Here is a 23,785-nt window from a genome sequence, read left to right as displayed (position 1 = left end):
TCAAGTTATCCCGAATACGCCTCGTACTCAAAACCAGGTCCTTTGATGAAACTCATTGGCTGATTGTTTAGAGTGAATGTGCATTGGAACATGATAAATATTATCACCCCTTAATAAATTAAAGCTAAAAATATAGTATACAAATTGGATTATATATTCATAAACATTTTTAACAGCGGCATCCAGCACTGGAGGATTGTTTTGCTCTCTGGTATAATGGCGTTGTCAGTGAAGTTAAAAGATCAAAGACTTTATAGAGGGAAGAAGTCGGCATAGTTCCTCTTAAAAGCTGATGACGGTGAAGGCAAGACTCAAGGAAGGGATGACGCCATGAAAGATATGGAGACCGCCGATTTCGGTTATCAAAAGATTCCAGCCCATGAGAAGGTCAACTGGGTACGACATCATTTCGACGCCGTAGCGCAGAAATACGATATGATGAATACCCTGCTCAGTTTCGGAATACATTACCTCTGGAAGAGAACGGCCGTTCGGATGCTCGTTCTTAAGCCAGGAGACAGTGTCATAGACGTGTGCGCCGGCACCGGCGACCTTTCCATACTCGCAATGAAGAAGGTTCATCCTACCGGACAGGTAGTGCTTTACGACATCAACAGAAAGATGATGGTCACAGGGAGAAAGAAACAGGTCAATGCAGAGGCAAGGAGAAAAGCCCTCTATGTCCAAGGCGACGCGGAGTGCATCTCCTTCGGGTCCAACCAATTTGACGCCGCCATGGTAGGTTTTGGAATCAGGAACCTGACTCACATTGAGCTAGGTTTCAGGGAGATGCACCGGGTGTTGAAACCAGGTGGACAGCTCATGTGCCTCGAATTCTCTAAACCAGTCTTCACACCGTTCCGGTGGCTGTATGACCTCTATTCCTTTTCCATCATGCCTCTTCTTGGACTCCTCATCGTGGGCTCCCGAAAGGCGTATACCTATCTGCCTGAGTCAATCCGGGTCTTCCCTCCTCCCGAGGAACTAAAAGGAATGCTTGAAAAAATAGGCTTTCACGAGGTCACTTACCGGCGGGTATCGAACGGGATTGCCGTCATACACATGGGCATCAAGAACGCTCACTCCGGATAACGCTGAGTGAATACCCTCAAAGGTTTCCGGGGTTTCCGACAACATGCCCGGACCAGGCTGTTGAAAATTATTCCTCCGGACAAGAAATTTGTTATTCCGATGACTGGACGGTCACACCTTTTCTCTTTGTTCCGCCAAAAAGATTGACCACTTTCCTCACAAGAGCGGGCAGCGACGGATCTCTGGCTCCCATTACGAGAACACAGTCGCCCGGCGTCACGTCAGCTATCAATCCCGCCAGTAGTTCGCTGCGGCTCGTTACCGCACAGGCATGAAATGGCACGAGGCCCAAACCGTTTACGATATCCTCCGAGGCGATGTTCTTTTCCGCTGTGCCTCCACCGTAATAAATCGGCAGAAGATATAGTGAGTCTTCCCGTCGAAAGACGGCTTGGAAGGTCGAAATGTATTCATCTTTCAGAAACCTCGTGGGACCAAACCCGTGAGGCTGGTACACAGCAACGATGCGCCCCGAGAGGCCTCTTGCCGCGTTTACGGCAGCGGCTATCTTCGCCGGATTGTGGGCGAAATCATCAACTACATGGACACCGTCCTCCGTCCCTGTTACTGAAAAACGTCGGGCAACGCCCTCAAAATTCTTCACCCCATCGGCAAGAGGAAGTTCCTCGCAACCGAAATACTCACATACACAGAGAGCAGCCCGCAGGTTTTCCAGGTTATGATTTCCTGGGAGCGGCAGGTGATATTCGATACCATTGCGAGAAAGCTTCACCGAGGTGCTGAAAAGTTCCTCGCGGTCAGGTCTCCACGATGCCGAGGTATTCCCGCCGAAACCGACTGCCCGAGGAAGACAAGCGAGTATGGGATCGTCCGCATTCAAAGCAGTCCATCCGCTTTTCGAAACGAGCGTCTCGAAAAGCGCCCTTATTTCATCTACACTCTTGTGATCCTTGGAAACATTAAGAATAACCGCTGCATGAGGAGAATATTTGGTCAACGTCCCGTCACTCTCGTCAGCTTCAACAATCATAAGATCGGAACCTCCGCTGAATGCATTGCCGATAAGCCCCTGCTTCTCAAGTCTCAGCAAGGCCGCGCCGCTTATGAGAGAAGGCGATTTCCCGCACGCAGTCAGAAACTCAAAGATCATTGCCGTCACCGTCGATTTGCCGCTCGTGCCCGCGACGGCAACCGTCCTATGGGACGAGATAATTGCGGCAAGCAGATCTGAACGATGCACAATGGGAAGGTCCAAAGCGTGGGCAGTGGCAATATCGGGATTTGTTTCTTCTATTGCCGTAGAGATGCAGACAATATCGGTATCCTCATCAATCCCAGAGCCGTCCTGATTTACAATGTCACACCCAAGACCCTCAAGGCCTTGCCGGATGGGGACTGTGTCCTCACTGACAAGGAGACGGTCGGAGCCGGAGACAAAAATACCCTGAAAGCGCAGGTATTGCGCCAAAGCGCTCATGCCGGTACCAAAGACACCCGTAAAATGGATACTCCAGCATGAGGTTTCACCGATTACCACGGGCGGAGGCTCAATGAAGATGACCACTCCCTCCCTCACCGTCTCAAACAAACGGATGATATCGTCGTTACGCAGACATAGGCAACCGTGAGACAGAGGCATGCCTACAAGGTCCTCCCGATTCGTACCATGGATGTAAATACAACGTCCCCATGAATCCACGCCCTCGCCCTTGTTGACCCCTGTCTCCATTCCTTCCAGTCGTAAAATACGGGTAAGTATCAGATTTTCTTCCATGGAGACGCCGTCCCAATCGGCACCCGTATCACGGCATTCTTTAAAAATACGGCCCAGTGGAGCACCGGCGCCTATTTTCTCTACGATTCTGTGGACGCCCGGTGGCGTCTTGAACGAGCCTTCCCTGATTCCGTTCCCGAAGCTGGAGGTTGACGCGTCATACCGCTCCAGAATTGTCTCCTTCTCGCAGACAAAGAGCATTTGCGCCTCAATCGACTGAATGAGATAGACCTCTCCTGGGTCTGGTAAAAATTTTTTTAATCTCCTATAAATACGGCGTAATTGAGTAGTTTCCATACTCCGTCCCGATACTGGAGCGCCATGCCCCGGACATCCCCGGTCAATGGGAATGCATTTGATTGTTGAACATTTTGGTCACGAAATCAAGTGAAAGCTTCTGCTCTTTTTACTTACGCGACATTCACGATAATTCAGATCAAAATGGATTACTATATAATCAGAGAATCAGAGAAGTTCTGTTGCGAGCTCTACAAGGCACGACGCCAAGGAAGGATCACAGGCAAAACAAGATGCATACCGTTTTACGCGACCGTTAATCTGCGGCTCGGGACGCATTTGAACCCTCTCCGAGCCTTGACTTGTAATCCCGTCGGAATATATAATAAATGACTTTTATAGGGGGTATACCGTGCGAGATAAATACTGCGGACTGGTTACAAAAGAAGATGTGGGGAAGACGATCACCCTGTCAGGTTGGGTGTTTCGCAGAAGAGACCATGGCGGTCTCGTATTCGTTGATCTTAGAGATGTAAGCGGCATCGTGCAGATAGTCTTTTCTCCCGACATTTCGCGTGAAGCCCACAATAAAGCGGGAGAACTCAAGCAGGAATACGTCATCACAATTACAGGGAAAGTTGACCTCCGCCCTGAGGGGACCGAAAACATGAACATCCCCACAGGCGAAGAGGAAATATACGTAACTAATTTCGAGATTCTCAATACGTGTAAACCTCTGCCCTTCCAGTTGGACGAGGAGGAACCCAACGAATCGCTCCGCCTCAAATATCGGTACCTTGATATGCGCAGAGACGAAATAAAGAGGTCATTCCTTATCAGAAGCCGGGCCTATAAGGCGACCAGGGACTACCTTGTCGATAATGGCTTCTATGAATTCGAGACCCCCATGCTCACCAAGAGTACTCCTGAGGGAGCGCGGGACTTTATCGTGCCGAGCAGGCTCAACCCCGGCAACTTCTATGCCTTGCCACAATCTCCTCAACTTTTCAAACAGTTGCTGATGGTAGGGGGATTCGACAGGTACTTTCAGGTTGTGAGGTGTTTCAGGGACGAGGACTTGAGGGCGGACAGACAGCCCGAGTTCACTCAAGTAGACATCGAAATGAGTTTCGTGGACGTGGACGATGTCATCGCCTTGAGCGAGGGTCTTATAAAAGCGGTGTACGAATCCGTTACGGGTAACATCCTTGAGACCCCGATTTTAAGAATGAGTTATGACGACGTGATGGAACTTTATGGGACAGATAAGCCGGACATGCGGTTCGACCTCCTCATGACAGACCTGACGGATATCTTCAATGAGACTGATTTTGGCATCCTCAAGAAGACCGTGGAGGAGAAAGGTGCGGTCAAAGCCGTGGTCCTTAAGGGCAAGACCCTTTCCCGGAAGGATCTCGATACTGCGGTCGATACAGCAAAAGAGATGGGTTCAGGCGGTCTCATATGGATGCGCAAGGAAAACGACACGCTTCAGTCCCCCATCGTCAAGTATCTGAAAGATCAGGAAAAGACTGAAATGGACAATAGGCTGGGATTAGCAAACGGCGATGTCCTTTTCATTATGGCAGGACCGAGAAACAAGACCAACGAACTAATGGGCAGGTTTCGGCTTTATCTCGGAGAAAAATACGACCTTATTGCAAAAAACCTTTTCAAGTTTCTATGGGTGGTAGATTTCCCGCTTCTTGAGTACAGCGAAGAAGAAAAACGGTATATGGCCAGGCATCACCCTTTTACCTCGGCAAAGGAAAACGTGAGGAGTTTTCAGGGTGACTATGATACGATCAAAGCCAAAGCGTACGATCTTGTCCTAAACGGCGTGGAAATAGGAGGAGGCAGTATCAGGATTTACAGAACCGACGAACAGATGGCCATGTTCAAACTCCTCAACATAAAAGAAGAGGAGGCAACAGAAAAATTCGGATTTCTTCTCGAAGCCCTTGAGATGGGTGCACCGCCTCACGGTGGAATCGCCTTCGGATTTGACCGGCTCCTCATGATGCTGCTCAGGTTGGAAAGTATCAGGGACGTCATACCCTTCCCGAAAACCCAAAGGGGCACATGCCTTATGACCGGCGCACCTTCGAAGATATCGGCCAGACAGTTAAACGAACTTAAGATACGGGCTGTCGTGGACCCGTCGGGAGGATAAATTGAGAAAGAAATCGGGTTTCATTTTCAAAAATGTTTCTAAGGGCGCGAAGTACCCGCTTATAGACGTAGAGGAACCCGAACTTTACAGGGATATGTTCCCATTCTCTGAAGTCTGCAAGATAAAATTCGATCACAAGATTGAGCTTATTGATCCACCCGAGGACATATATATCACGGATACCACGTTCCGGGACGGCCAACAATCCCGGCCGCCGTTTACCGCCGCGCAGATTGAGGACCTGTTTGATCTGCTCCATCGGTTATCGGGTCCCAAAGGGGTTATCAGGCAGAGTGAGTTCTTCCTCTATACCAATAAAGACCGCGATGCCATTGAAAGGTGCCGTTCGAAAGGATATCGTTACCCCGAGATTACCGGCTGGATAAGAGCAAAGAAAGATGACTTACAGCTCGTAAGAGACCTCGGCATTAAAGAGACGGGAATCCTTACAAGCTGTTCAGATTATCATATATTTCTCAAGTTGAAAAAGACCAGGTCGCAGGCATTCGAGGACTACATCAGGATCGTGGAGGATACGCTCGAACATGGGATTATACCGAGATGCCATCTTGAAGATGTGACAAGAGCAGATATATACGGGTTCTGCGTACCTTTCGCGCAGGCACTGATGAATATTGCCGAGGACGCGAAGGTCCCGATTAAAATAAGGTTGTGCGACACCCTCGGCATAGGCGTCACGTACCCAGGGGCAGCGTTGCCCAGAGCCATAGGAAAGCTGGTGAGGGTCATGATCGACGATGCAGGCGTTCCTTCTGAATGTCTGGAATGGCACGGCCATAATGATTTCAACAAAGTCGTGGTCAATAGTGTAAGCTCTTGGCTTTACGGTTGCACTTATGTAAATGGAACGCTTCTCGGTATCGGCGAAAGAACCGGGAACGCCCCTATTGAAGGGCTCATAATGGAATACATCAGTCTCATGGGCGACACAAACGGAATAGACACGCAAACCATCACCGAAACACGCAATTACTTCGAAAAAGAGCTCGGCCATCAGATCCCCAGAGGTCAGCCTTTCATCGGGATCGACTTTAACACCACGTCAGCCGGCGTCCATATCGATGGTATAGTCAAAAATGAGGAGATCTACATCCCCTTTGACACCGACAGAATTCTGAATCGGCCGCTTACTATAAATATTACCGACAAGTCAGGACTCTCTGGTATCGCACACTGGATTAATTCTCACTTCGCCCTTTTAGGAAAAGACAGGATCGAAAGGACACATCCCGGGGTAGCCAAGGTCAATAAATGGATACTCAAACAATACGATGAAGGCCGTGTAACCGTTATATCGGATAATGAGATAGAACACCTCGTGAGGAGATACGTACCTGAAATATTCGTATCCGAGTTCGAATTGCTAAAAAAGAGGGCCTACGACATGGCGGCTAATTTGATCGAGAAATATATCGAAGATCCGGACATCAAGACGATGGTCCCGGAAAAGCAAGAGAAAGTTCTTAGCAATATCGTGGAAGAGTATCCTTACATTCAGTTCGCCTACATCGTGAACAGCGAGGGGATAAAGATCACCAAAAATATCAATCAAGTTTTCGACAGGGCCAAGTACCACAAGATTGGTCTAAATGAGGACTTCTCGGACAGGGAATGGTATATCAACCCTATAAAGTCAGGGAAGATCAGCGTCACGAATATCTATTCCTCCAAGTTCACCGGCGCCCTGTGTGTCACCGTGTCGTGCCCCGTCAGGGACCAGGTGGGCGAGATAGTGGGCGTGCTTGGACTCGACATCAAATTCGAAGACCTCACGAAAGCCGGGGAATAGATATGGGCAAAACCATAGCCGAAAAGATACTGTCCATGAAGGCTGGAACAGATGTAAGTCAGGGGGATTACGCGATAGTAGGCGTAGACAGAATTCTTCTCCAGGATGGTACTGCGCCCCTGGCAATAAAACGATTCGAAGCCATGGGCTTCAAGTCCCTTTTCGATGGAAGCCGGGTTACGTTTTTTATCGATCACGGTTCTCCGAGTCCAAGAATGGAGCTCTCGAACGATCAGGTGATAATACGGGACTTCGCCGCCTCATACGGCGCGTCGACAAGTGAAGTAGGAGACGGAATATGCCACCAGTTGATGGCAGAGCAAGCTCTTTCACCGGGTGAACTCCTTATAGGCGCCGATTCGCACACATGCACAGGAGGCGCCCTTTCCGCCTTTTCGACCGGGATGGGTTCCACGGATATTGCGGCTGCAATGGGCCTTGGAAAAACATGGCTAAGGGTCCCGGAGAGCCTCAGGTTTGAGATAAGCGGCGTTTTTCCTTCGGGCGTTTTCGTAAAAGACCTAATTATTAAGATAATCAGTATGATCTCGGCTGACGGTGCGACATACAAATCGATGGAGTTTGCGGGAGATACTGTGACCCTCATGGAAGTGGAAGACAGGATGACCATATCGAATATGGCGGTAGAGGCGGGGGCGAAGTGCGGTCTCTTCCCGTCGGATATGATGACCCGAAGTTACCTTGCACGGATGGGAAGAGAAAAAGCCTATGTCGAGATCGCCCCCGACAGGGATGCAACGTATGATAAGATATTTCATATCAATGTCGGAGATCTTTCACCCATGGTAAGCCTGCCACATCAGGTGGATAATGCGGTGGATATAACGGACACCAGGGTAAAAGGCCTTAAAGTGGATCAGGTTTTTATCGGTTCGTGCACAAACGGCAGATTTCAGGACCTGAGAGCAGCGGCACTGGTGCTTCAAGGCCGTTGCAAGGCAAAAGGCGTGCGACTGCTGGTCTGTCCAGGCTCACGTACGGTCTACCGGCGTGCGCTGGACGAAGGTATTATTGCGGTCCTCTTCGACGCTGGAGCCACGATACTCCCTCCAGGATGCGGGCCGTGCATAGGACTACACCAGGGTGTTCTCGGCGACGGCGAGGTGTGTGTTTCCACATCAAACAGGAACTTTCTGGGAAGGATGGGCAACCCCGATTCCGGAATCATTCTCGCATCACCGACAACCGCTGCTGCTGCTGCACTTGAAGGAAAACTTACAGATCCCAGGGAGGTTGTTGATGATATTGGCAGGAAGGGCGTGGAAGTTCGGTGATAATATTTCCACCGACCACATAACACCGGGCAGGTTTTATCACCTGAGATCCAATCTTGAGGACCTCGCAAAGCACGTTTTCGAAGACATAGCCCCTGGCTTTCACGAAAAAGCAAAGAAGGGCGACATTATCGTGGGCGGGTCAAACTTCGGGCTTGGGTCGAGCAGAGAGCATGCGCCCGTGATCATCAGCATGGCAGGAATAGACGCAATCGTTGCCCGCTCCTTCGCCCGCATATTTTACAGAAATGCAATCAACGTAGGATTGGCAGCTATCATCTGCAACGTGGATGACATCGACGAAGGAGATACCCTGGAACTCAGACTCGATGACGGAATACTTGTAGATAAGACAAAGGGGGTAGAAAAGAGATTCGCACCCCTTCCCAAAATAATGAGGGCTATACTCAACGAAGGCGGCCTCGACGGTTATATCAAAAAATACGGGGAGTTGAAACTGTGAGAGAGACCATTGAGATTCCTTACATTGAGGGTGACGGCGCCGGAGAAGACATCTGGAGCTCTTCTCGAGAAGTCATTGAAGAAGCCGTAATAAAGGCCTACGGAGGCGAAAAGCGGCTCGTCTGGACGGTTTTTCAGGCAGGACAAAAGGCCATTGACCGAGATGGGACGCTCCTTTCCGATGCCACAATAGAAGAGATCAAAAGAAAAAGAGTTGCACTCAAGGGGCCTCTCACTACGCCAGTGGGTGGCGGTTTCAGAAGTGTAAATGTTTACCTAAGACAAATTTTTAACCTTTATGTATGCATGAGGCCAGTAAAATACTTCAAAGGCCTCCCGAGTCCTCTCAAAAAACCGGAAAACGTGGACTTCATAATATTCAGAGAGAATACGGAGGATCTCTACAAGGGGATCGAATGGAAAGAGGGGACCAACGAAGCCTTCACCATCCTCAGGTTCCTTAAGGAGGCCATGGGAGTATCCCTGCCAGAAGATACCGGCGTCGGCGTAAAACCAATTAGCCTTGGAGCTACAAGAAAATTCGCGAAATGGGTCATAGAATATGCCATTAAGAATAACCGGAGGTCAATCACGGTTGTACATAAGGGGAACATCATGAAATTCACGGAAGGAGCCTTCAGGGAGTGGGTCTATGACATAGCCCGCGACTTTTCTGATTCGGTGACTCCTGGAGATGAAGTCGGTAAGATCCCGCTTAACGACAGAATTGCGGACAACATGTTCATGCAGGCCATATTAAGACCGGAAGATTACGACATATTGTTATGTCCGAACCTGAACGGTGACTATCTTTCGGACGCATGTGCGGCACTCATTGGCGGACTTGGTGTGGCCCCGGGCGCAAATATAGGTGACCGGGTCGCCATCTTCGAACCGACCCATGGAAGCGCCCCCAAATACGCAGGCAAAGATACGATTAACCCTACATCCTTTCTCCTTTCCGCAGCCATGATGTTTCACCACATAGGCCTTGGAGCGGCTTCCACCGCACTCGAAACCGCTGTTCAGGAGACAATCCGGAGGGGGGTAGTAACATACGACCTCGCGAGACAGATGGAGGGGGTACACCCGGTGAAATGCAGCGCCTTCGGCGCGGAGGTGGCCTCAAGGATAACGGCCGCCAAGTGATCCCACACAGCTATACAGTTATTGACTGATATAAATCCCTTTCCCGCCCGGGGCAACCTCATTCCACGAGGGAAAGCATTTAGAAGAAAGGATATATTATTATGATGACAGATGAAACCAAAAGCAAAATAGATGAGTTGACGGAAAGAATGAGATCTCTTAGAGGTTATCTTTGACCTATCTGCAATAACGGAACAAATCCGCAGACTCGACGCCGCTATCGGAGCCAAAGAATTCTGGGACGACCATGAAAAAGCGCAGCAAGCGCTCCGTGAAAGATCAAAACTCCAGGAAGAAATCGAACGTTGGGGGAAAAAAGAAAAAGACCTTGAAGAAATCCTCATCATGAATGACATAGCGCGGGAAACAGATGATCCCCGGGATATGGACGAACTCACCTCCCTTCTCAACTCCCTCGACGAGTCCCTCGGTATGTATGAAATGGAGCGGATGCTCGGCGGTGATAATGACCAGAGAAACGCCATCATTTATATAAACGCGGGAGCCGGAGGCACGGAGGCTCAGGACTGGGCTGAAATGCTTCTCAGGATGTATCTCAAGTGGGCCGAGCGAAGAGGATTTGAGACCCAGGTGGTCGACATGCTTCCGGGCGAGGAAGCGGGGATAAAGAATGTGACGTTTATGTTGAAGGGAGCCTATGCCTATGGATACATGAAATGCGAGGTAGGTATACACAGACTCGTGAGAGTTTCCCCATTCGACGCGAACAACAGGCGCCACACGTCGTTTGCCTCCATATATGCATACCCTGAACTCCCTGAAGACATACCTGTCGATATACGGGAAGAAGATCTGAGGGTGGACACGTTCCGGTCAAGCGGACCAGGCGGACAGCACGTCAATAGAACAGAATCCGCCATAAGGATCACACACCTACCGACCGGCATCGTGGTTCAGTGCCAGAACGAGCGGTCCCAGCATAAGAACAGAGCCATAGCTATGGCCATACTCAAGTCGAGAATCTATGAACTTGAGAAGAAAAAACAGGAAGAGAAGATGAATTCCCTCAACAAGGAGAAGAAAGATATATCGTGGGGAAGTCAAATCCGCTCCTATATCCTGCACCCGTATAAGCTGATCAAAGATCATCGCACAAAAGCGGAGCACCACAATGCCGAAGCGGTGCTAGACGGAGACATTGATCATTTCATCAAAACGTGCCTTTTGTACTTGACTTTCGAACAGAAAAACAATATAAAATGACGTATGGAACTGTTTAGCGAAACAAGGATTGAAGATCTGGAAACAAAGATTGATGGCCTGATCAACGGTTATCTGTCGATGAAAAAAGCACATGAAGATACCATGGCAAGACTCCAGTTAGTGGAGACTGAAAATGCCCAGCTGAAGGAAAAGGTGAATTCCAACAGAACCGAGCGCGAACTTATAATGGACAAAGTCACGAAGCTGCTTGAGAAAGTTGAAAAGGTTGAAGTATAATATATATGTAAATGTGTAGATGAAAAAAAAGGTTGAGGTTAGGATACTAAATCAACCGTTCACCTTTATAGGCGAGGATGACGAAAGAATTAAAGAGATTGCCGAGTTTGTTTCCGAGAGAATCGGATATGTTCTCAGCAACCACGGTATAGTAAATACCCTGAATGCAGTCATCATGGCTATGATGGAACTTTCCGATGAATATCTTCTCATGAAAGAACAGGCAGAGAAAATTGAAGGCCGAACGTTGAGGCTCTTGAAAAAGGTTGAAGGATTTGAGGTTCCCTGCGATGCGCGTGATAAATGATGAACTTAGAACCAACACCTCTTTAACGGGAGCTTTATACCGCACGCGGTGTGCATGCTCGTTTCGGCGAGAAGCCTTAAGCGGCGAAATGGCGCCCACACTCACAAGAGGTTCAAGATTTTGTTGTTTACACGGCATTGCGGGGTTTTGATAGATCAGGGGTAGCTGTTGAGGAAATAGAGGTCTTGCGAATAAATACCTTAATGTTATTTGGAGGTACAGAATAGCCTTAAGAATGGCTTAGACAGAAAGAAAAAGAATACTCTTTCCTCATAGATTAACCCCCCTATTCGTTATCCATAAAGGGGGTAATTTGAATATAAATGTATTGATATCCATAATCGGTATAATTGTCGGGTTGTCGGTCGGATTTGTCTTGGCCCGTTTCGTTCAGAAACAAAAGATCGGCGAATATGAAAAAATAGGCAAGAAGATACTTGATGATGCCAAAAAAGAGGCCGATGTCCTCACTCGTGAGGCATCACTTCAAGCCAAAGACATCGTAATAAAAGCAAACAACGAGATAGAACAGGAAGTAAAGGCAAGAAGGCAGGAGTTGCAGAATTCCGAAAGGAGACTGTCTCAGAAAGAATCAAGCCTCGACAAAAAAATGGAGAGTCTAGAAAAGAAAGAAGACGATCTCTCCAGGAAAGATCGGGATCTCATCCAGAAACAGGGTCATTACGACGCAAAAATCAAGGAATATGACGACCTCCTAGTAAAAGGAAGGGAGCAACTCGAAAAAGTATCGGGTCTCACCGCCGAAGAAGCCAAAAAGGTCCTGATGCAGATGATGGAGGACGAAGCCAAATACGAGGCTGTGAAAATCTGCAAGAGGATCGAAGAGGAGGCTAAAGAAAGGTCGGACAGAAAAGCTAAAGAAATAATCGCCTTAGCTATTCAGAGGTATGCGGGAGACTATGTGGGCGAGGATACAGTTTCCGCCGTCACCCTTCCCAACGAAGAGATGAAAGGGAGGATAATCGGCAGGGAAGGAAGAAATATCAGAGCCCTGGAGGCGTCCACAGGCGTCGACATCATAATTGACGACACCCCTGAAGCCGTCATTCTCTCGTGTTTTAACCCAATACGAAGAGAAGTAGCGCGGATTGCCATAGAACGGCTCATAAGCGACGGCAGAATCCACCCGGCACGGATTGAAGAGATCGTCTCCAAGGTCGCGGAAGATATGGAGAACAAGATTAAGGAAGCCGGCGAGCAGGCGGTCTTCGACCTCGGTGTTCACAATATCCATCCTGAGATCGTTAAGCTCCTTGGACGCCTTAAGTTTAGAAGCAGTTACGCTCAGAATATTTATCAGCACTCGCTGGAAGTCGCATTTATCTGTGGTGTCATCGCATCAGAGTTGAAAGCAAACGTCAAAGAAGCAAAAAGAGCCGGGCTTCTCCATGATATCGGAAAAGCGGTAGACCACGAGATAGAGGGTTCACACACTTCAATTGGAGCGGACTTAGCGAAAAAGTATGGCGAAAGCGACGAAATTATCCATTCCATCATGGCCCACCATGAAGACGTACCTGCATCGGGCCTTCTTGATGTGATCGTACAGGCTGCGGACGCCTTGTCAGGCGCAAGGCCAGGTGCAAGAAGAGAGATGCTTGAGACCTACATAAAAAGACTTGACGAGCTTGAGCGAATCGCCAACGGATTCGCCGGCGTGGAAAAATCTTATGCAATCCAGGCAGGCAGAGAGATCAGGATCGTGGTTAACAGCGAGCGCATTACCGATGATACGACATATACACTGTCGAAAGACATTGCAAAAAAAATAGAAACTGATCTCTCATATCCAGGACAGATCAAGATAGTTGTAATACGAGAGACAAGAGCAGTAGAATATGCCAAGTGAAATAAGGGTCCTTTTTCTCGGCGATGTAATTGGAAAACCGGGCCGAATTGCTGTCCAGAATTTCATCAGAACCGTGGAAGCCGATTTCAAGATCATCAACGGAGAGAATCTTGCGGGCGGCATAGGCATTACCCCTTCTCTGGCCGCAGAGATGCTCTCTTACGGCATAGATGTTATCACCACCGGGAATCACATCTGGAAGAAAAAAGATGTTGTCCCATACCTCATGGAAGAACGGAGAGTTATTAGACCGCTCAACTATCCCCCAGGCACCCCAGGGTTCGGCTACACCATTGTGCAGAAGGGCAAGAAATCCCTGTGCGTGGCGAACATTGAGGGTCGTGTCTTTATGAATCCTATTGATTGCCCCTTCCGGGCAATGGAAGATTTGGTCTCCCGGATGGACCGCACAATTCCTCTCATTGTCGATTTCCATGCCGAAGCCACTTCAGAAAAGATAGCCATGGGTTGGTTCCTTGACGGTAAAGCGGCTGCCGTGTTCGGCACCCATACCCATGTCCAGACCGCCGATGATAGAATCCTGCCGAAGGGCACCGGATATATTACCGATGTGGGCATGACAGGTCCCTCCGACTCCGTTATTGGTATGGAAAAAGGAAGAATCTTGGAAAAATTTGTCACCCAGATACCTCAAAAATTCGAAGTTGGAAAGGATGAAGTCGAGATACAAGGCATTATACTCACTGTAGAGGCCACCGGAAATCGGTGCGTCGACATAGAGAGGATTAAACAGAAGGCTTAAAAAAAGGTGGCAGGACGGATCATGGACATCGAGAGAGAGATAGAGATTCTGAAAAGGGGAGCGGTTGACGTAATCAATGAACCTGATCTCAGGCAAAAACTTGCAAAGACCCACGCATCCGGGAAACCTCTCAGGGTAAAACTGGGAATGGACCCTACCGCGCCGGACCTTCATCTCGGCCATACGGTAGTAATACAGAAGCTGAAACAATTCCAGGAACTGGGTCATACGGCGGTTTTTCTTATAGGGGATTTTACGGGACTTATAGGAGACCCCACGGGTAGAATTGAGACAAGACCTACCCTCACCAAAGAGGAACTGATGGTCAATGCCCAGACCTATAGAGACCAGGTGTTCAAGATCCTTGACCCCGACAAAACTGAGATAAGATTTAACAGCGAGTGGATGGAATCAATGAACGCCGCGGATATGATAAGGCTTTGCGCACAGTACACGGTGGCTCGCATACTGGAGCGGGACGATTTCAGGAAAAGGCTCCAGAATAACCTGCCCATAAGTATCCATGAGTTTCTTTATCCTCTCGTCCAGGCCTACGATTCCGTTGCTCTGAAGGCAGATGTTGAGCTCGGCGGCCACGATCAGATATTCAACCTCCTCGTAGGAAGGGACATCCAGAAGGTTTATGGTCAGGAGTCCCAAATCGTTCTTACCGTTCCTCTTCTTGAAGGGACGGACGGGGTAAACAAGATGAGCAAAACCTATGGAAATTACGTGGGAATAGACGAGCCCCCCGACACAATATTCGGCAAGCTCATGTCCATATCTGATGATCTCATGCTGAAGTATTATGAGCTTATGAGTGATATATCTCTTGAGGAATTAAAATCATTGAAGAACGGCATAACCACAGGAGAGGTCCATCCGAAAGATGCCAAAATAGCCTTTGCCAAGGAGATTATTACCCGTTTTCATGGCGGAAAGGAAGCTCAAGCCGCCCATGAGAGATTCGAGAAAGTGTTCAAAAATAAAGAGATCCCCGAGAGCATTGAGGTGGTGAAGATCAAGAAAGAAGATGTGGGCGACTGGCTCCCAAAACTCCTCGCCACAATACATATGGTTCCGTCGTCTTCCGAGGCAAAACGGATGGTCGCCCAAGGAGCAGTGACCATAAACAGCGTCAAGGTAACCACGGAAAACATCCCGCCTGATAAGGAACTCATTATCAAGGTGGGGAAACGCAATTTCAAGAAGGTGATCATAGAAGAATAAATACCCTGCAGGGTATTAAAAAGTAAAAAAGGCAACTATTTAAGGTTCTCTCTTTGGTACCCATTGTTTTTCAACGCACCTCTTTGACCGTCTTCCGGCGAGTCATCTCCCCTTCCCTTGAAAAACGGGCCGCAGCTCTTTTTTCGACAGTATTGTCGAACTCCGACCATTCTGCCGACATTTATTTCCGTACCGTCGACTGGGTAATAGCGGCTCTACCTCAAGATAACTCATGCAATTTAAGCATGTTGCACGACAGTAACCTTCTGGCACCGCTATTGCAAAATTTAATAATTGTGCAATTTAAATTCCGGAGAGGTTTTAATGAAAACGACGGCGCATCCTGTCTACGACTGACGCCACTACCTTTACCGCAAGCCAGACTAAACAATAAGGTTTGCTTTAGATGGATGAAATTGGCCTTTCATCTCATGAACTGTCCCTGGTAATATCCCGACCGGTACAGACGCACAACTTATGAACAGGAACGGATATATTATCGTATATTTGTTTATTTTTATCTTTGTAAGTGCACTGCCCGTGTATGCTCAAGACAGATATTCGGAATTGGAGAGAGACCTACAGCTTTCCGAATCGCAGAGAATGCAGATTGAAGAGACAAAGAGAAAATATATGGATGATTTTCAGGATTTGAACCAGAAAGCCATCAATAAGCGGCTTGAACTCAGGGAGCTGAACAGAAATCAGTTCGCCAGTCCGGAAAGACGGGAAAGGTTACAGAGGGAATTGAGGGTAATTGAAAATTCCAAACATAACCTGTACAATTATTATCGGGCCAATCTTTCCAGGTCTCTCAATCAGAATCAAAGGAACAGGTATAACAGTTATGTTGATTCCGAGAGAAAAATGGCGACAAATCGTCCGGGTTACCCTCCTATGAATCGTTCCGCGTTTCCACCCTCGTACAGGTATCAAAGACCCTTCTCCTCACATCAACCGTTTTATCCTCACCAGAATAGAGTCGTCGGAGCTCCTCCTTCATCCATGTACCGGCCGGTGGGACCGCCTTTGACCCGGCCGATGGGCCCTCCGAACCGCCATTCAATCCAGCCCATGCCAAGAGGATATGGAAGATAAACGCACCATCGTCTATCAATCCTTGCTCTTTTCCATTCTGTTCCTCCATATTGCCATCACCGGCTACATGCAGATAAGAGTGACTCAGACAAACATCAAGGACCTCTTGATAGGTGAAGGTGAAATACTCTTAAAACACGTGAAGCGGGAGATTGATATAAACCTCGAATACCTTGAGCTTCTGGGAAAGTCACCCGCCCTGATAACACCCAATATCGTAAATCTCATGGCTTATGACGAAGCGATAGCTGAAGATATTTACACACTAATCCACAGTATGCCCGATTCTTCACCACAGCAACTTCGGCAGATCCCTTTTCCCAACCTTCTTGTGACCGATTATCAAGGGAGAATAGTCTTTAAGAAAGGCTCGGTCACAGCGCCTCATGCGTTTAAAAGTAGACTCCTTTCAGGCAAGGAGGCAACGGTGGTTAGGATGCCCACCAGCAAGGAAAACTCTCTTCTCATGGGATTCAGAATAAAAGACATCATTATATTCCTTGCCCTTGAAGAAAGTGAGTTGAAACACTTCAGGCAAAAGTCAATTGTGAAGGATATAGTGGAGAAAGAAGAGAAGAGTTTCAACATCGTAGGAACCACAATATACGATCCTGCCGGAACGCCTTATATTACGGTCGGCCAAAGGAAAGGCAGGGTTTTTGTACTGCGCAAACCGCTCGACTCGAAGTTCTTCCCGGGAGCAACCGTTGAGGTCCTGATATCGAGAGAACCGGCCGAAGACACCCTTAAGAAGACCGCTATCAGTTTTGTCGTCATGCTTCTCCTTCTCGCCTTTTCAGGTGCGGCAAGCACATACGCTATATTTCTTCTGGAGCGAAAACACGCCAAGAAAATGAAAAAGATCCAGAAAGAGATGGAATTGAAAGAAAGGCTTGTCTCGCTGGGCAGAGTCGCGTCAGGAATGGCCCACGAGATAAGGAACCCACTTAACGCCATCAGCATATCGGCACAAAGGTTGAAGAGAGAGTTCACCCCTGAAAAAGACAAGGAAGAATATTACAGGTTTATCGATATTATGAGGGGAGAGCTTCTGCGGGTAGACAGAATCGTTGAAGACTTTCTTCTCTCCACCAGGTCTCACGTTCCGTTTGTTCAGGAAAATCTTCATACCATCGTCGAAGAATTGATTGCGATGATTTCGGAGAAGGCCCGCACCCAGAACATTCAGCTTATCAACGGGATAAATCCCGCCACCACCCTCGAATGTCAGAAAGAACGGTTGAAGCAGGCCCTTTACAATCTTATCCTGAATGGCATAGAGGCAATCAGGAGTAATGGAAAGATCGAACTGTCCGCCGATATAAAAGGCAAAGTTATTGACCTCACCATAAAAGATTCGGGGCCGGGGATCAAGGCCGAAGATCTCCGTTCCATATTTGAGTACTATTATACCACTAAGGATAAGGGGATGGGCCTAGGCCTTCCAATATCATATATGATCATCAAGGATCACGGGGGCGACATAAAGGCCATAAGCGAAGAAGGAAGCGGCGCCACCTTCGTAGTCACCCTTCCCCTCTCCCACACACCTTCGGGTGATTCTGCCACACCGCGCAGAGAGGCCATGCCGGAAGGGATTCAAAAGTAGCCCGGAGGCTGCAATTCTACCTATCCAGCTTAAGCGCCGTAAGGTCAGGCTGGACAATGAAGCGACTTTGCCGTAAAATGATAAATCGTCCAATTGAAATGGGGCAATCACTGAGGGAGATCAATGGATAAATTAAGTATACTTATAGTCGAAGACGAAGAGACTCAAAGATCGCTCCTCGCCGGCCTCCTGAGAAAGGAGGGATATTCGGTCTACGAAGCACCCGACGGAGCCACAGCCATTAACACATTCAAGGATATTCCTATCGAAATAGCCCTGCTTGACTATAAACTGCCCGATACCGACGGACTTTCTCTCCTCAAGAGAATGAAGGAAATAAATCCTGATGTTGAGGTGGTCATGATCACTGCCTTCGGCAGTATCGAGAATGCCGTAGAGGCTTTGAAAACAGGAGCCTCGGAGTACCTGACAAAACCGATTGAGCTTGATGATCTTCTTTTCAAGATCAAACGCATAGAAGAGAAGACCCATCTGGTACGTGAAAACAGAGTCCTGAAGGAGACCCTGAAGGATCGCTTCAAATCTGAATCTTTCATATACTCTGGCGAAAAGATGCATGAAGTGGCAAGTCTCATCGTAAGGGTCGCCCGAACGGATTCCACTTGTATTATAGAGGGTGAAAGCGGTGTCGGCAAGGAAGTGGTGGTAAACCTTATCCACGAGCTAAGTGGAAGGAAGAGTGCCCCCCTTGTCAAGGTCAACTGCGCGGCAATACCGGAGACTCTCCTTGAAAGCGAGTTGTTCGGGTACGAAAGGGGAGCGTTTACCGGAGCATATCAAAGAAAGATAGGAAAATTCGAACTGGCTAATAAAGGGACGATCTTTTTGGATGAAATCGGGGATATCCCCCCTATCCTTCAATCAAAACTACTGAGGGTTATACAGGAGAGAGAGATCGAAAGACTTGGCGGACTCCATACGATACAGGTGGACGCAAGGATCATCACTGCCACGAATAAGCGCCTTGAAGAGGAAGTCGGAAAAGGGGCTTTTAGGGAAGATCTATATTACAGGTTGAATGTAGTACGCATCCTTGTGCCTCCCCTTAGGGATAGAAAGGAGGATATTCCTCTTCTCATCGAATACTTCACAAAGAAATTTAACGACAAACATAAACGGAACATCCGAGGGGTAACGAGGGAGGCGAGGGATATACTACTCAAATATGATTATCCCGGAAACGTCAGGGAGCTCGAGAATATAGTGGAACGCGCAATAGTCCTTACGAGGGGCGATTACATCTCCATTGAGGATCTTCCGTCGGTTTCGGGAAAAATCCAGGCTCCCATAAAAGGCAGCATGAACGAAGTAGTGGAGTCCCTCGAGAAAAGCATGCTTATAGACGCCCTCACGCTCAATGAGTGGGTCCAAATCAAAGCAGCATCGCAACTCGGCATAAGCGAGAGAATGCTTCGCTACAAAATGAAGAAGTACGGTATCGCGAGAGAACAGTAATTCCACCTTCATGCTTCTCCGGCGTGTTACGGGAGTGTATTTTTTCGTTACTTTTTCCATGGACCCTGTTATGATATATCCTATATATAAAGGGTCCTATAGAGGGCGATTAGCAGATCCCTGTCAAGGGGCTAACACGTTTGTCCAAATCCGGTATGCAAGGCATGGCACGAAACCATAATCTTTCCATCAAAGGAGATAAGCGAGGTCCCATAACACTCAGCATATCGGGTTCCATGACCTTGGAAAGCATTGATACAATGATGCCCCAGATTCTGTCTGTCTTTGATGAATTCCTGCCGACCAGGGTTATTGTAGACCTTGCGGGGATTGAATACATGGACAGCGCCGGAGCCCTTCTCCTCTTAAGAATTGAGGATGATGCGGCGCAAAAGGCGATTCCTTTTTCCATAGAGCAGATGTCCGAGAAGGCGCGGAATATTCTGAAACTTGTCAACAGGCAAGCGCTTACCGCCCCTCCTCTCAATCTTCCTGAGAAACGCATGCTTCTGCTGGAACAGGTAGGAGAGAGAAGCCTTGACATTCTCGGAGATATTGCGAGGTCCATCACATTTTTCGGGACGCTCATCTCCGAGATATTTACTTCTCTCTTGAGACCGTCCACTGTCAGGTGGGGGGCCGTACTGAACTATATGAAGAAAGCCGGCGTTGACTGTCTTCCCATTTTAGGTCTCATTAGTTTTCTCCTGGGCCTTATCATGGCCTTCATGTCCTCCCTTCAACTCAAACAGTTCGGTGCAAACATATACGTCGCATCCCTCGTCGGCCTTGCCATGGTCAGGGAGTTGGGCCCCATTATAACTTCAATCCTTGTAGCGGGAAGATCTGGTTCTGCGTTTGCCGCCGAGATCGGCACAATGAAAGTAAACGAGGAGGTCGACGCACTGGTGATCATGGGGTTTGATCCCGTGAGATTCCTCGCCATACCAAAGGTCTTTGCTGCCATGATCGTTGTTCCGATCCTCACTCTCTTCTCCGACCTTTTCGCAATATTCGGCGGCCTGCTCGTGGGAGTCCTGGGATTGGAGATCACCCCTTATACTTACCTGCATCAGACGGCAAAATCATTCGATAGCTTCGACATAGTGGCTGGAACGGTAAAGTCCATCGTGTTCGCCATATTGATTGCTGGCATCGGCTGCCAGAGGGGTTTTGAGGTAAGGGGCAGTGCAGAGGCCGTCGGAAATGCGACCACCTCCGCCGTTGTTTCGTCCCTGTTTCTGATCATTGTGACAGACTCAATGTTTGCCATAATACTCAATTACATACGATGAGGCGCTAAAGTGAAAATGATATATGCATACTATGAACAGTGATAGCGACATCGTCATATCGGTAGAAGGGCTCACGGTTCGCTACGGAGAGAATACTATTCTCGATAATGTAAGCCTCCAGGTACACAGAGGGGAGATTCTTATCATTGCAGGCGGTAGCGGGTGCGGCAAATCGACCCTGCTGAAACACATAATAGGCTTGTCAAAACCTTCCGGAGGCAGGGTCGTGATTAACGGTATTGACATTACTACAGCGACCTATGATAAGTTAAAAGACTTGCGGAAGGAAATCGGCATGCTCTTTCAATCAAGCGCCCTTTTCGGCTCAATGACAATAGCCGAAAACATCTCTCTTTCTCTTGCAACCTTTACTGACCTTTCGGCTGAGACGATAGAGCTTATCACAAAGATGAAACTAGGCATGGTCGGTTTGGCGGGATATGAAAACCACTTCCCGGCCGAACTCTCTGGAGGTATGCAGAAGAGGGCCGGTATTGCAAGAGCCATGGCGATGGACCCTCGTATTCTCTTTTTTGATGAGCCTTCGGCAGGTTTGGATCCGATTACTGCGGCAGGAATTGATAACCTCATAAAAAGTCTGAATCGGGGTATGGGAACGACAATGGTGATCGTCACCCATGAGTTGCAATCAATCTTCGCCGTGGCCCAGAGGATCGTCATGCTCGATAAGAGTAAAAAAGGTGTTATCGCCGTGGGTAATCCATTGGAACTCAAGGAGAAGTCAACCGATCCTATGGTAAAAAATTTCTTTAACCGACAGTCGGCGTAATGTAACGGAGGCGAAAGGTTATACCATGCTTAAAAGACAGACATATTTTACCGTCGGCCTTTTCGTGATCATCGGAATCCTTCTGGGGTCTGCGGCGATTGTATGGGTAAGTACAGCCAAGTACTTCAAGAAAGGTGCTTCCTTCGTCACTTATTTCGACGAATCGGTTCAGGGATTACAGGTCGATTCAATTGTCAAGTACCGCGGGGTCGACGTGGGAAGAGTTGAAAGGATTGCGGTAGCGCCTGATTACAGGCTTATTGAGGTGGTTATGAAAATCGACTTCAAAGGTGACGTAATGCGGGATACTGTGGCCAAACTTCAAATGGCTGGCATCACAGGCATAGTTTTTGTCGACCTGGACCAGAGACGGGTTGAGGAGGTCACCATGGCACCAAGGATCACATTTCCGACCCAATACCCGGTAATACCCTCCCATCCGTCCGATATACAACAGATTTCGTCCGGCATAAATGAAATTGTCGGTAAGATCAAGAAAGTTGACTTTGAAGCCATTTCGAGCCAATTGGTAAACACTACCAAATCGCTGGAGACAGTTATCGGGGGAGCCTCCGCAAAAAGGATCATCCTCAACCTCGAAACAGTTACAACCAATCTAGCCGGCTCGGCCTCCAAGATCAACAAAGCAATACAGGACGGCGCGGTGGAGGATGTTATCTCTGAAGCAAGAGAGACGGTAAGAGACGCAAGGGCGGTCGTAGGGAACGTCAAGACGCAGCTTGATTCCATTGATTTGATTGAAACAACCAAAAGAACCAACCTGTTCCTTGATAATATTACGAAAAAGACACACGCAGTCGCAACGGAAGCACAGATTACCATGGAAAATCTTCGCAACTCTTCTGAGACCCTTGACAGTCTCCTGGAAAGGCTAAAAGCGAACCCCTCAGAGCTTATCTTCAGCTCACCGCCAAATTCATCTGGGAGACCACGATGAGGAACTATCATATGACAAAAGCAAACCGCCGTGTGGCCCCAGTGCTGGCACAAATTCTTTTTCTGGGTATCCTCTGCCTCTTCGGCTGCCTCCCTGGAAACAAGCCTCCGCAGCTCACAGAGCAGTATGCCATTGAGTACGCACCGCCAGCAGTATACAACAACGGTACACCGCTCCCGTACACCATAAGGATTGAGCGGTTTTCCGCAGCACAGGCGTACAACAACCAGTCCATGACATACAGACCAGAGCCCTACAAGCTTGCTTCCTACGATTACCATCGCTGGAGGGTCATGCCGGGAGATATGGTTACCGACCATTTCGTACGCGACCTTAGAAACTCGGGCATGTTCGCCGGGGTCTTTTCCTATCGTGAGTCGGAAAGCACAAGATTTGTCCTTGAAGGTGGGGTGGAGGAGTTTCTCGAGGTTGATGAACAGAGAGAAGGGAGGGCCGTGCTCTGTCTCAATGTAGCACTAATTGACACCACGCAGACAGAGATCACCAAGAGGCTCATCTTCCAAAAAAAGTACCGCCACGAGGAACCCATTAAAGAGCAGACACCGGTTTCTCTTACGCAAGGTATGTCGGCTTCAATGAAGAGACTATCGGATGAGATCATGCGGGATATCTACGCATCCATACATCGTCTGAGTAAATGAATTGTATTGCATCATAACATGCGATAAAGTTTTTCTATGAGAAAAAGTTAGTAATGGCGAGGCGGCGAGAATTCATTCCCTGCCGCGTCATAAGAAATCAAAAGGACCTTTCGGGCCTCGTGCCCCCACAGCCAAAGAGGGATTCAAGCAAACCAAGACCATTTTACGGGAACTTATGCAGATACCCCCGCTAAAAAGAGAGGAAAGCGCGGTTGGCAATCTCGTAAGGACCGGACATCGGGGTCAAGCGACCAGTCTATAACGGTTCCAAGTATTACGGCAAGACTCGTGAATTAGGAGGAACTAGCATAGA

Annotated in this window: 18 protein-coding genes, 1 other RNA gene and 1 pseudogene; 19 read left to right on the top strand and 1 reads right to left on the bottom strand. The window is 48.3% G+C overall.

The annotated features are described in order from the left end of the window. Nucleotides 1–330: 330 nt before the first annotated feature. Entirely contained in the window at nt 331–1,092 is a 762-nt protein-coding gene (gene ubiE, locus LBQ00_02645; GenBank protein ID MDR2017764.1) for a bifunctional demethylmenaquinone methyltransferase/2-methoxy-6-polyprenyl-1,4-benzoquinol methylase UbiE, read from the top strand. 91 nt (nt 1,093–1,183) lie between these two features. On the opposite strand, the gene LBQ00_02640 is transcribed toward ubiE, so the two are convergent. Then, on the bottom strand, nt 1,184–3,124 hold the full coding sequence (locus tag LBQ00_02640) for a L,D-transpeptidase family protein (protein ID MDR2017763.1): 1,941 nt from the start codon (nt 3,122–3,124) through the stop codon (nt 1,184–1,186). A gap of 352 nt (nt 3,125–3,476) precedes the next feature. Between LBQ00_02640 and aspS the strand changes: the two genes are divergently transcribed. The 18 genes and pseudogenes from aspS (at nt 3,477) to LBQ00_02550 (ending at nt 23,472) form a co-directional block, all read left to right on the top strand. After that, nucleotides 3,477–5,237 (top strand): aspartate--tRNA ligase, encoded by a 1,761-nt coding sequence (gene aspS / locus LBQ00_02635; GenBank protein MDR2017762.1) that lies wholly within the window; start codon nt 3,477–3,479, stop codon nt 5,235–5,237. A gap of 1 nt (nt 5,238) precedes the next feature. Further along, complete coding sequence (locus tag LBQ00_02630; GenBank protein ID MDR2017761.1) at nt 5,239–7,047, top strand: histone-lysine N-methyltransferase; 1,809 nt, start codon at nt 5,239–5,241, stop codon at nt 7,045–7,047. Nucleotides 7,048–7,049: 2 nt separating this feature from the next. Further along, on the top strand, nt 7,050–8,342 hold the full coding sequence (locus LBQ00_02625; GenBank protein MDR2017760.1) for a 3-isopropylmalate dehydratase large subunit: 1,293 nt from the start codon (nt 7,050–7,052) through the stop codon (nt 8,340–8,342). After that, on the top strand, nt 8,308–8,805 hold the full coding sequence (locus LBQ00_02620; GenBank protein ID MDR2017759.1) for a 3-isopropylmalate dehydratase small subunit: 498 nt from the start codon (nt 8,308–8,310) through the stop codon (nt 8,803–8,805). Before LBQ00_02625 ends, LBQ00_02620 begins: the two co-directional genes overlap by 35 nt. Further along, nucleotides 8,802–9,953 carry an NADP-dependent isocitrate dehydrogenase gene (locus tag LBQ00_02615; protein MDR2017758.1) on the top strand — a complete coding sequence of 384 codons (1,152 nt, stop codon included), beginning with the start codon at nt 8,802–8,804 and terminating at the stop codon, nt 9,951–9,953. Before LBQ00_02620 ends, LBQ00_02615 begins: the two co-directional genes overlap by 4 nt. Before the next feature lie 95 nt (nt 9,954–10,048). Further along, nucleotides 10,049–11,177 (top strand): peptide chain release factor 2 gene (gene prfB / locus LBQ00_02610; GenBank protein MDR2017757.1). Its coding sequence is split into 2 segments (ribosomal slippage): nt 10,049–10,126 and nt 10,128–11,177, totalling 1,128 coding nucleotides; the frame shifts between segments, so codons are not numbered across the junction. 3 nt (nt 11,178–11,180) lie between these two features. Continuing rightward, nucleotides 11,181–11,414: a hypothetical protein gene (locus LBQ00_02605; protein ID MDR2017756.1), complete on the top strand. Its 234-nt coding sequence runs from the start codon at nt 11,181–11,183 to the stop codon at nt 11,412–11,414. A gap of 19 nt (nt 11,415–11,433) precedes the next feature. Further along, a pseudogene (locus LBQ00_02600) lies at nt 11,434–11,664 on the top strand (cell division protein ZapA). 29 nt (nt 11,665–11,693) lie between these two features. Next, nucleotides 11,694–11,871, top strand: a non-coding RNA gene (gene ssrS / locus LBQ00_02595) — 6S RNA. Between the two features lie 163 nt (nt 11,872–12,034). Beyond that, nucleotides 12,035–13,591 carry a ribonuclease Y gene (rny, locus tag LBQ00_02590; GenBank protein ID MDR2017755.1) on the top strand — a complete coding sequence of 519 codons (1,557 nt, stop codon included), beginning with the start codon at nt 12,035–12,037 and terminating at the stop codon, nt 13,589–13,591. Next, complete coding sequence (locus LBQ00_02585) at nt 13,581–14,354, top strand: TIGR00282 family metallophosphoesterase (GenBank protein ID MDR2017754.1); 774 nt, start codon at nt 13,581–13,583, stop codon at nt 14,352–14,354. The genes rny and LBQ00_02585 overlap by 11 nt, the downstream gene beginning before the upstream one ends. 21 nt (nt 14,355–14,375) lie before the next feature. After that, on the top strand, nt 14,376–15,584 hold the full coding sequence (gene tyrS, locus LBQ00_02580; GenBank protein ID MDR2017753.1) for a tyrosine--tRNA ligase: 1,209 nt from the start codon (nt 14,376–14,378) through the stop codon (nt 15,582–15,584). Between the two features lie 1,087 nt (nt 15,585–16,671). Next, nucleotides 16,672–18,291, top strand: a complete 1,620-nt coding sequence (locus LBQ00_02575; protein MDR2017752.1) for a hypothetical protein — start codon at nt 16,672–16,674, stop codon at nt 18,289–18,291. Between the two features lie 123 nt (nt 18,292–18,414). Then, nucleotides 18,415–19,767: a sigma-54 dependent transcriptional regulator gene (locus LBQ00_02570; protein ID MDR2017751.1), complete on the top strand. Its 1,353-nt coding sequence runs from the start codon at nt 18,415–18,417 to the stop codon at nt 19,765–19,767. A gap of 164 nt (nt 19,768–19,931) precedes the next feature. Next, nucleotides 19,932–21,062 carry an MlaE family lipid ABC transporter permease subunit gene (locus LBQ00_02565; GenBank protein MDR2017750.1) on the top strand — a complete coding sequence of 377 codons (1,131 nt, stop codon included), beginning with the start codon at nt 19,932–19,934 and terminating at the stop codon, nt 21,060–21,062. 31 nt (nt 21,063–21,093) lie between these two features. Further along, the gene (locus LBQ00_02560) at nt 21,094–21,852 is read left to right on the top strand and encodes an ATP-binding cassette domain-containing protein (GenBank protein ID MDR2017749.1); all 759 of its coding nucleotides are present in this window, start codon (nt 21,094–21,096) and stop codon (nt 21,850–21,852) included. A 25-nt stretch (nt 21,853–21,877) separates the two neighbouring features. Next, entirely contained in the window at nt 21,878–22,810 is a 933-nt protein-coding gene (locus LBQ00_02555; GenBank protein MDR2017748.1) for an MlaD family protein, read from the top strand. After that, nucleotides 22,807–23,472 (top strand): ABC-type transport auxiliary lipoprotein family protein, encoded by a 666-nt coding sequence (locus LBQ00_02550; protein MDR2017747.1) that lies wholly within the window; start codon nt 22,807–22,809, stop codon nt 23,470–23,472. The genes LBQ00_02555 and LBQ00_02550 overlap by 4 nt, the downstream gene beginning before the upstream one ends. The last annotated feature ends 313 nt before the right edge of the window (nt 23,473–23,785 follow it).

This window comes from Syntrophobacterales bacterium (assembly GCA_031274925.1).
Lineage (GTDB): Bacteria > Desulfobacterota > Syntrophorhabdia > Syntrophorhabdales > Syntrophorhabdaceae > PNOM01.
Note: the sequence above shows the minus strand (reverse complement) of the source record. Positions and strands in the feature narration are given on the sequence as shown.

What these genes read in the sequence shown, in the direction of transcription:
- LBQ00_02555 (MDR2017748.1), top strand. Translation starts at nt 21,878, where the DNA reads ATGCTTAAAAGACAGACATATTTTACCGTCGGCCTTTTCGTGATCATC.
- LBQ00_02585 (MDR2017754.1), top strand. Translation starts at nt 13,581, where the DNA reads ATGCCAAGTGAAATAAGGGTCCTTTTTCTCGGCGATGTAATTGGAAAA.
- LBQ00_02640 (MDR2017763.1), bottom strand. Translation starts at nt 3,124, where the DNA reads ATGGAAACTACTCAATTACGCCGTATTTATAGGAGATTAAAAAAATTT.
- LBQ00_02565 (MDR2017750.1), top strand. Translation starts at nt 19,932, where the DNA reads ATGGCACGAAACCATAATCTTTCCATCAAAGGAGATAAGCGAGGTCCC.
- LBQ00_02570 (MDR2017751.1), top strand. Translation starts at nt 18,415, where the DNA reads ATGGATAAATTAAGTATACTTATAGTCGAAGACGAAGAGACTCAAAGA.
- LBQ00_02605 (MDR2017756.1), top strand. Translation starts at nt 11,181, where the DNA reads ATGGAACTGTTTAGCGAAACAAGGATTGAAGATCTGGAAACAAAGATT.
- LBQ00_02575 (MDR2017752.1), top strand. Translation starts at nt 16,672, where the DNA reads ATGGAAGATAAACGCACCATCGTCTATCAATCCTTGCTCTTTTCCATT.
- LBQ00_02625 (MDR2017760.1), top strand. Translation starts at nt 7,050, where the DNA reads ATGGGCAAAACCATAGCCGAAAAGATACTGTCCATGAAGGCTGGAACA.
- tyrS (MDR2017753.1), top strand. Translation starts at nt 14,376, where the DNA reads ATGGACATCGAGAGAGAGATAGAGATTCTGAAAAGGGGAGCGGTTGAC.
- LBQ00_02560 (MDR2017749.1), top strand. Translation starts at nt 21,094, where the DNA reads ATGAACAGTGATAGCGACATCGTCATATCGGTAGAAGGGCTCACGGTT.
- ubiE (MDR2017764.1), top strand. Translation starts at nt 331, where the DNA reads ATGAAAGATATGGAGACCGCCGATTTCGGTTATCAAAAGATTCCAGCC.
- LBQ00_02620 (MDR2017759.1), top strand. Translation starts at nt 8,308, where the DNA reads ATGATATTGGCAGGAAGGGCGTGGAAGTTCGGTGATAATATTTCCACC.
- LBQ00_02550 (MDR2017747.1), top strand. Translation starts at nt 22,807, where the DNA reads ATGAGGAACTATCATATGACAAAAGCAAACCGCCGTGTGGCCCCAGTG.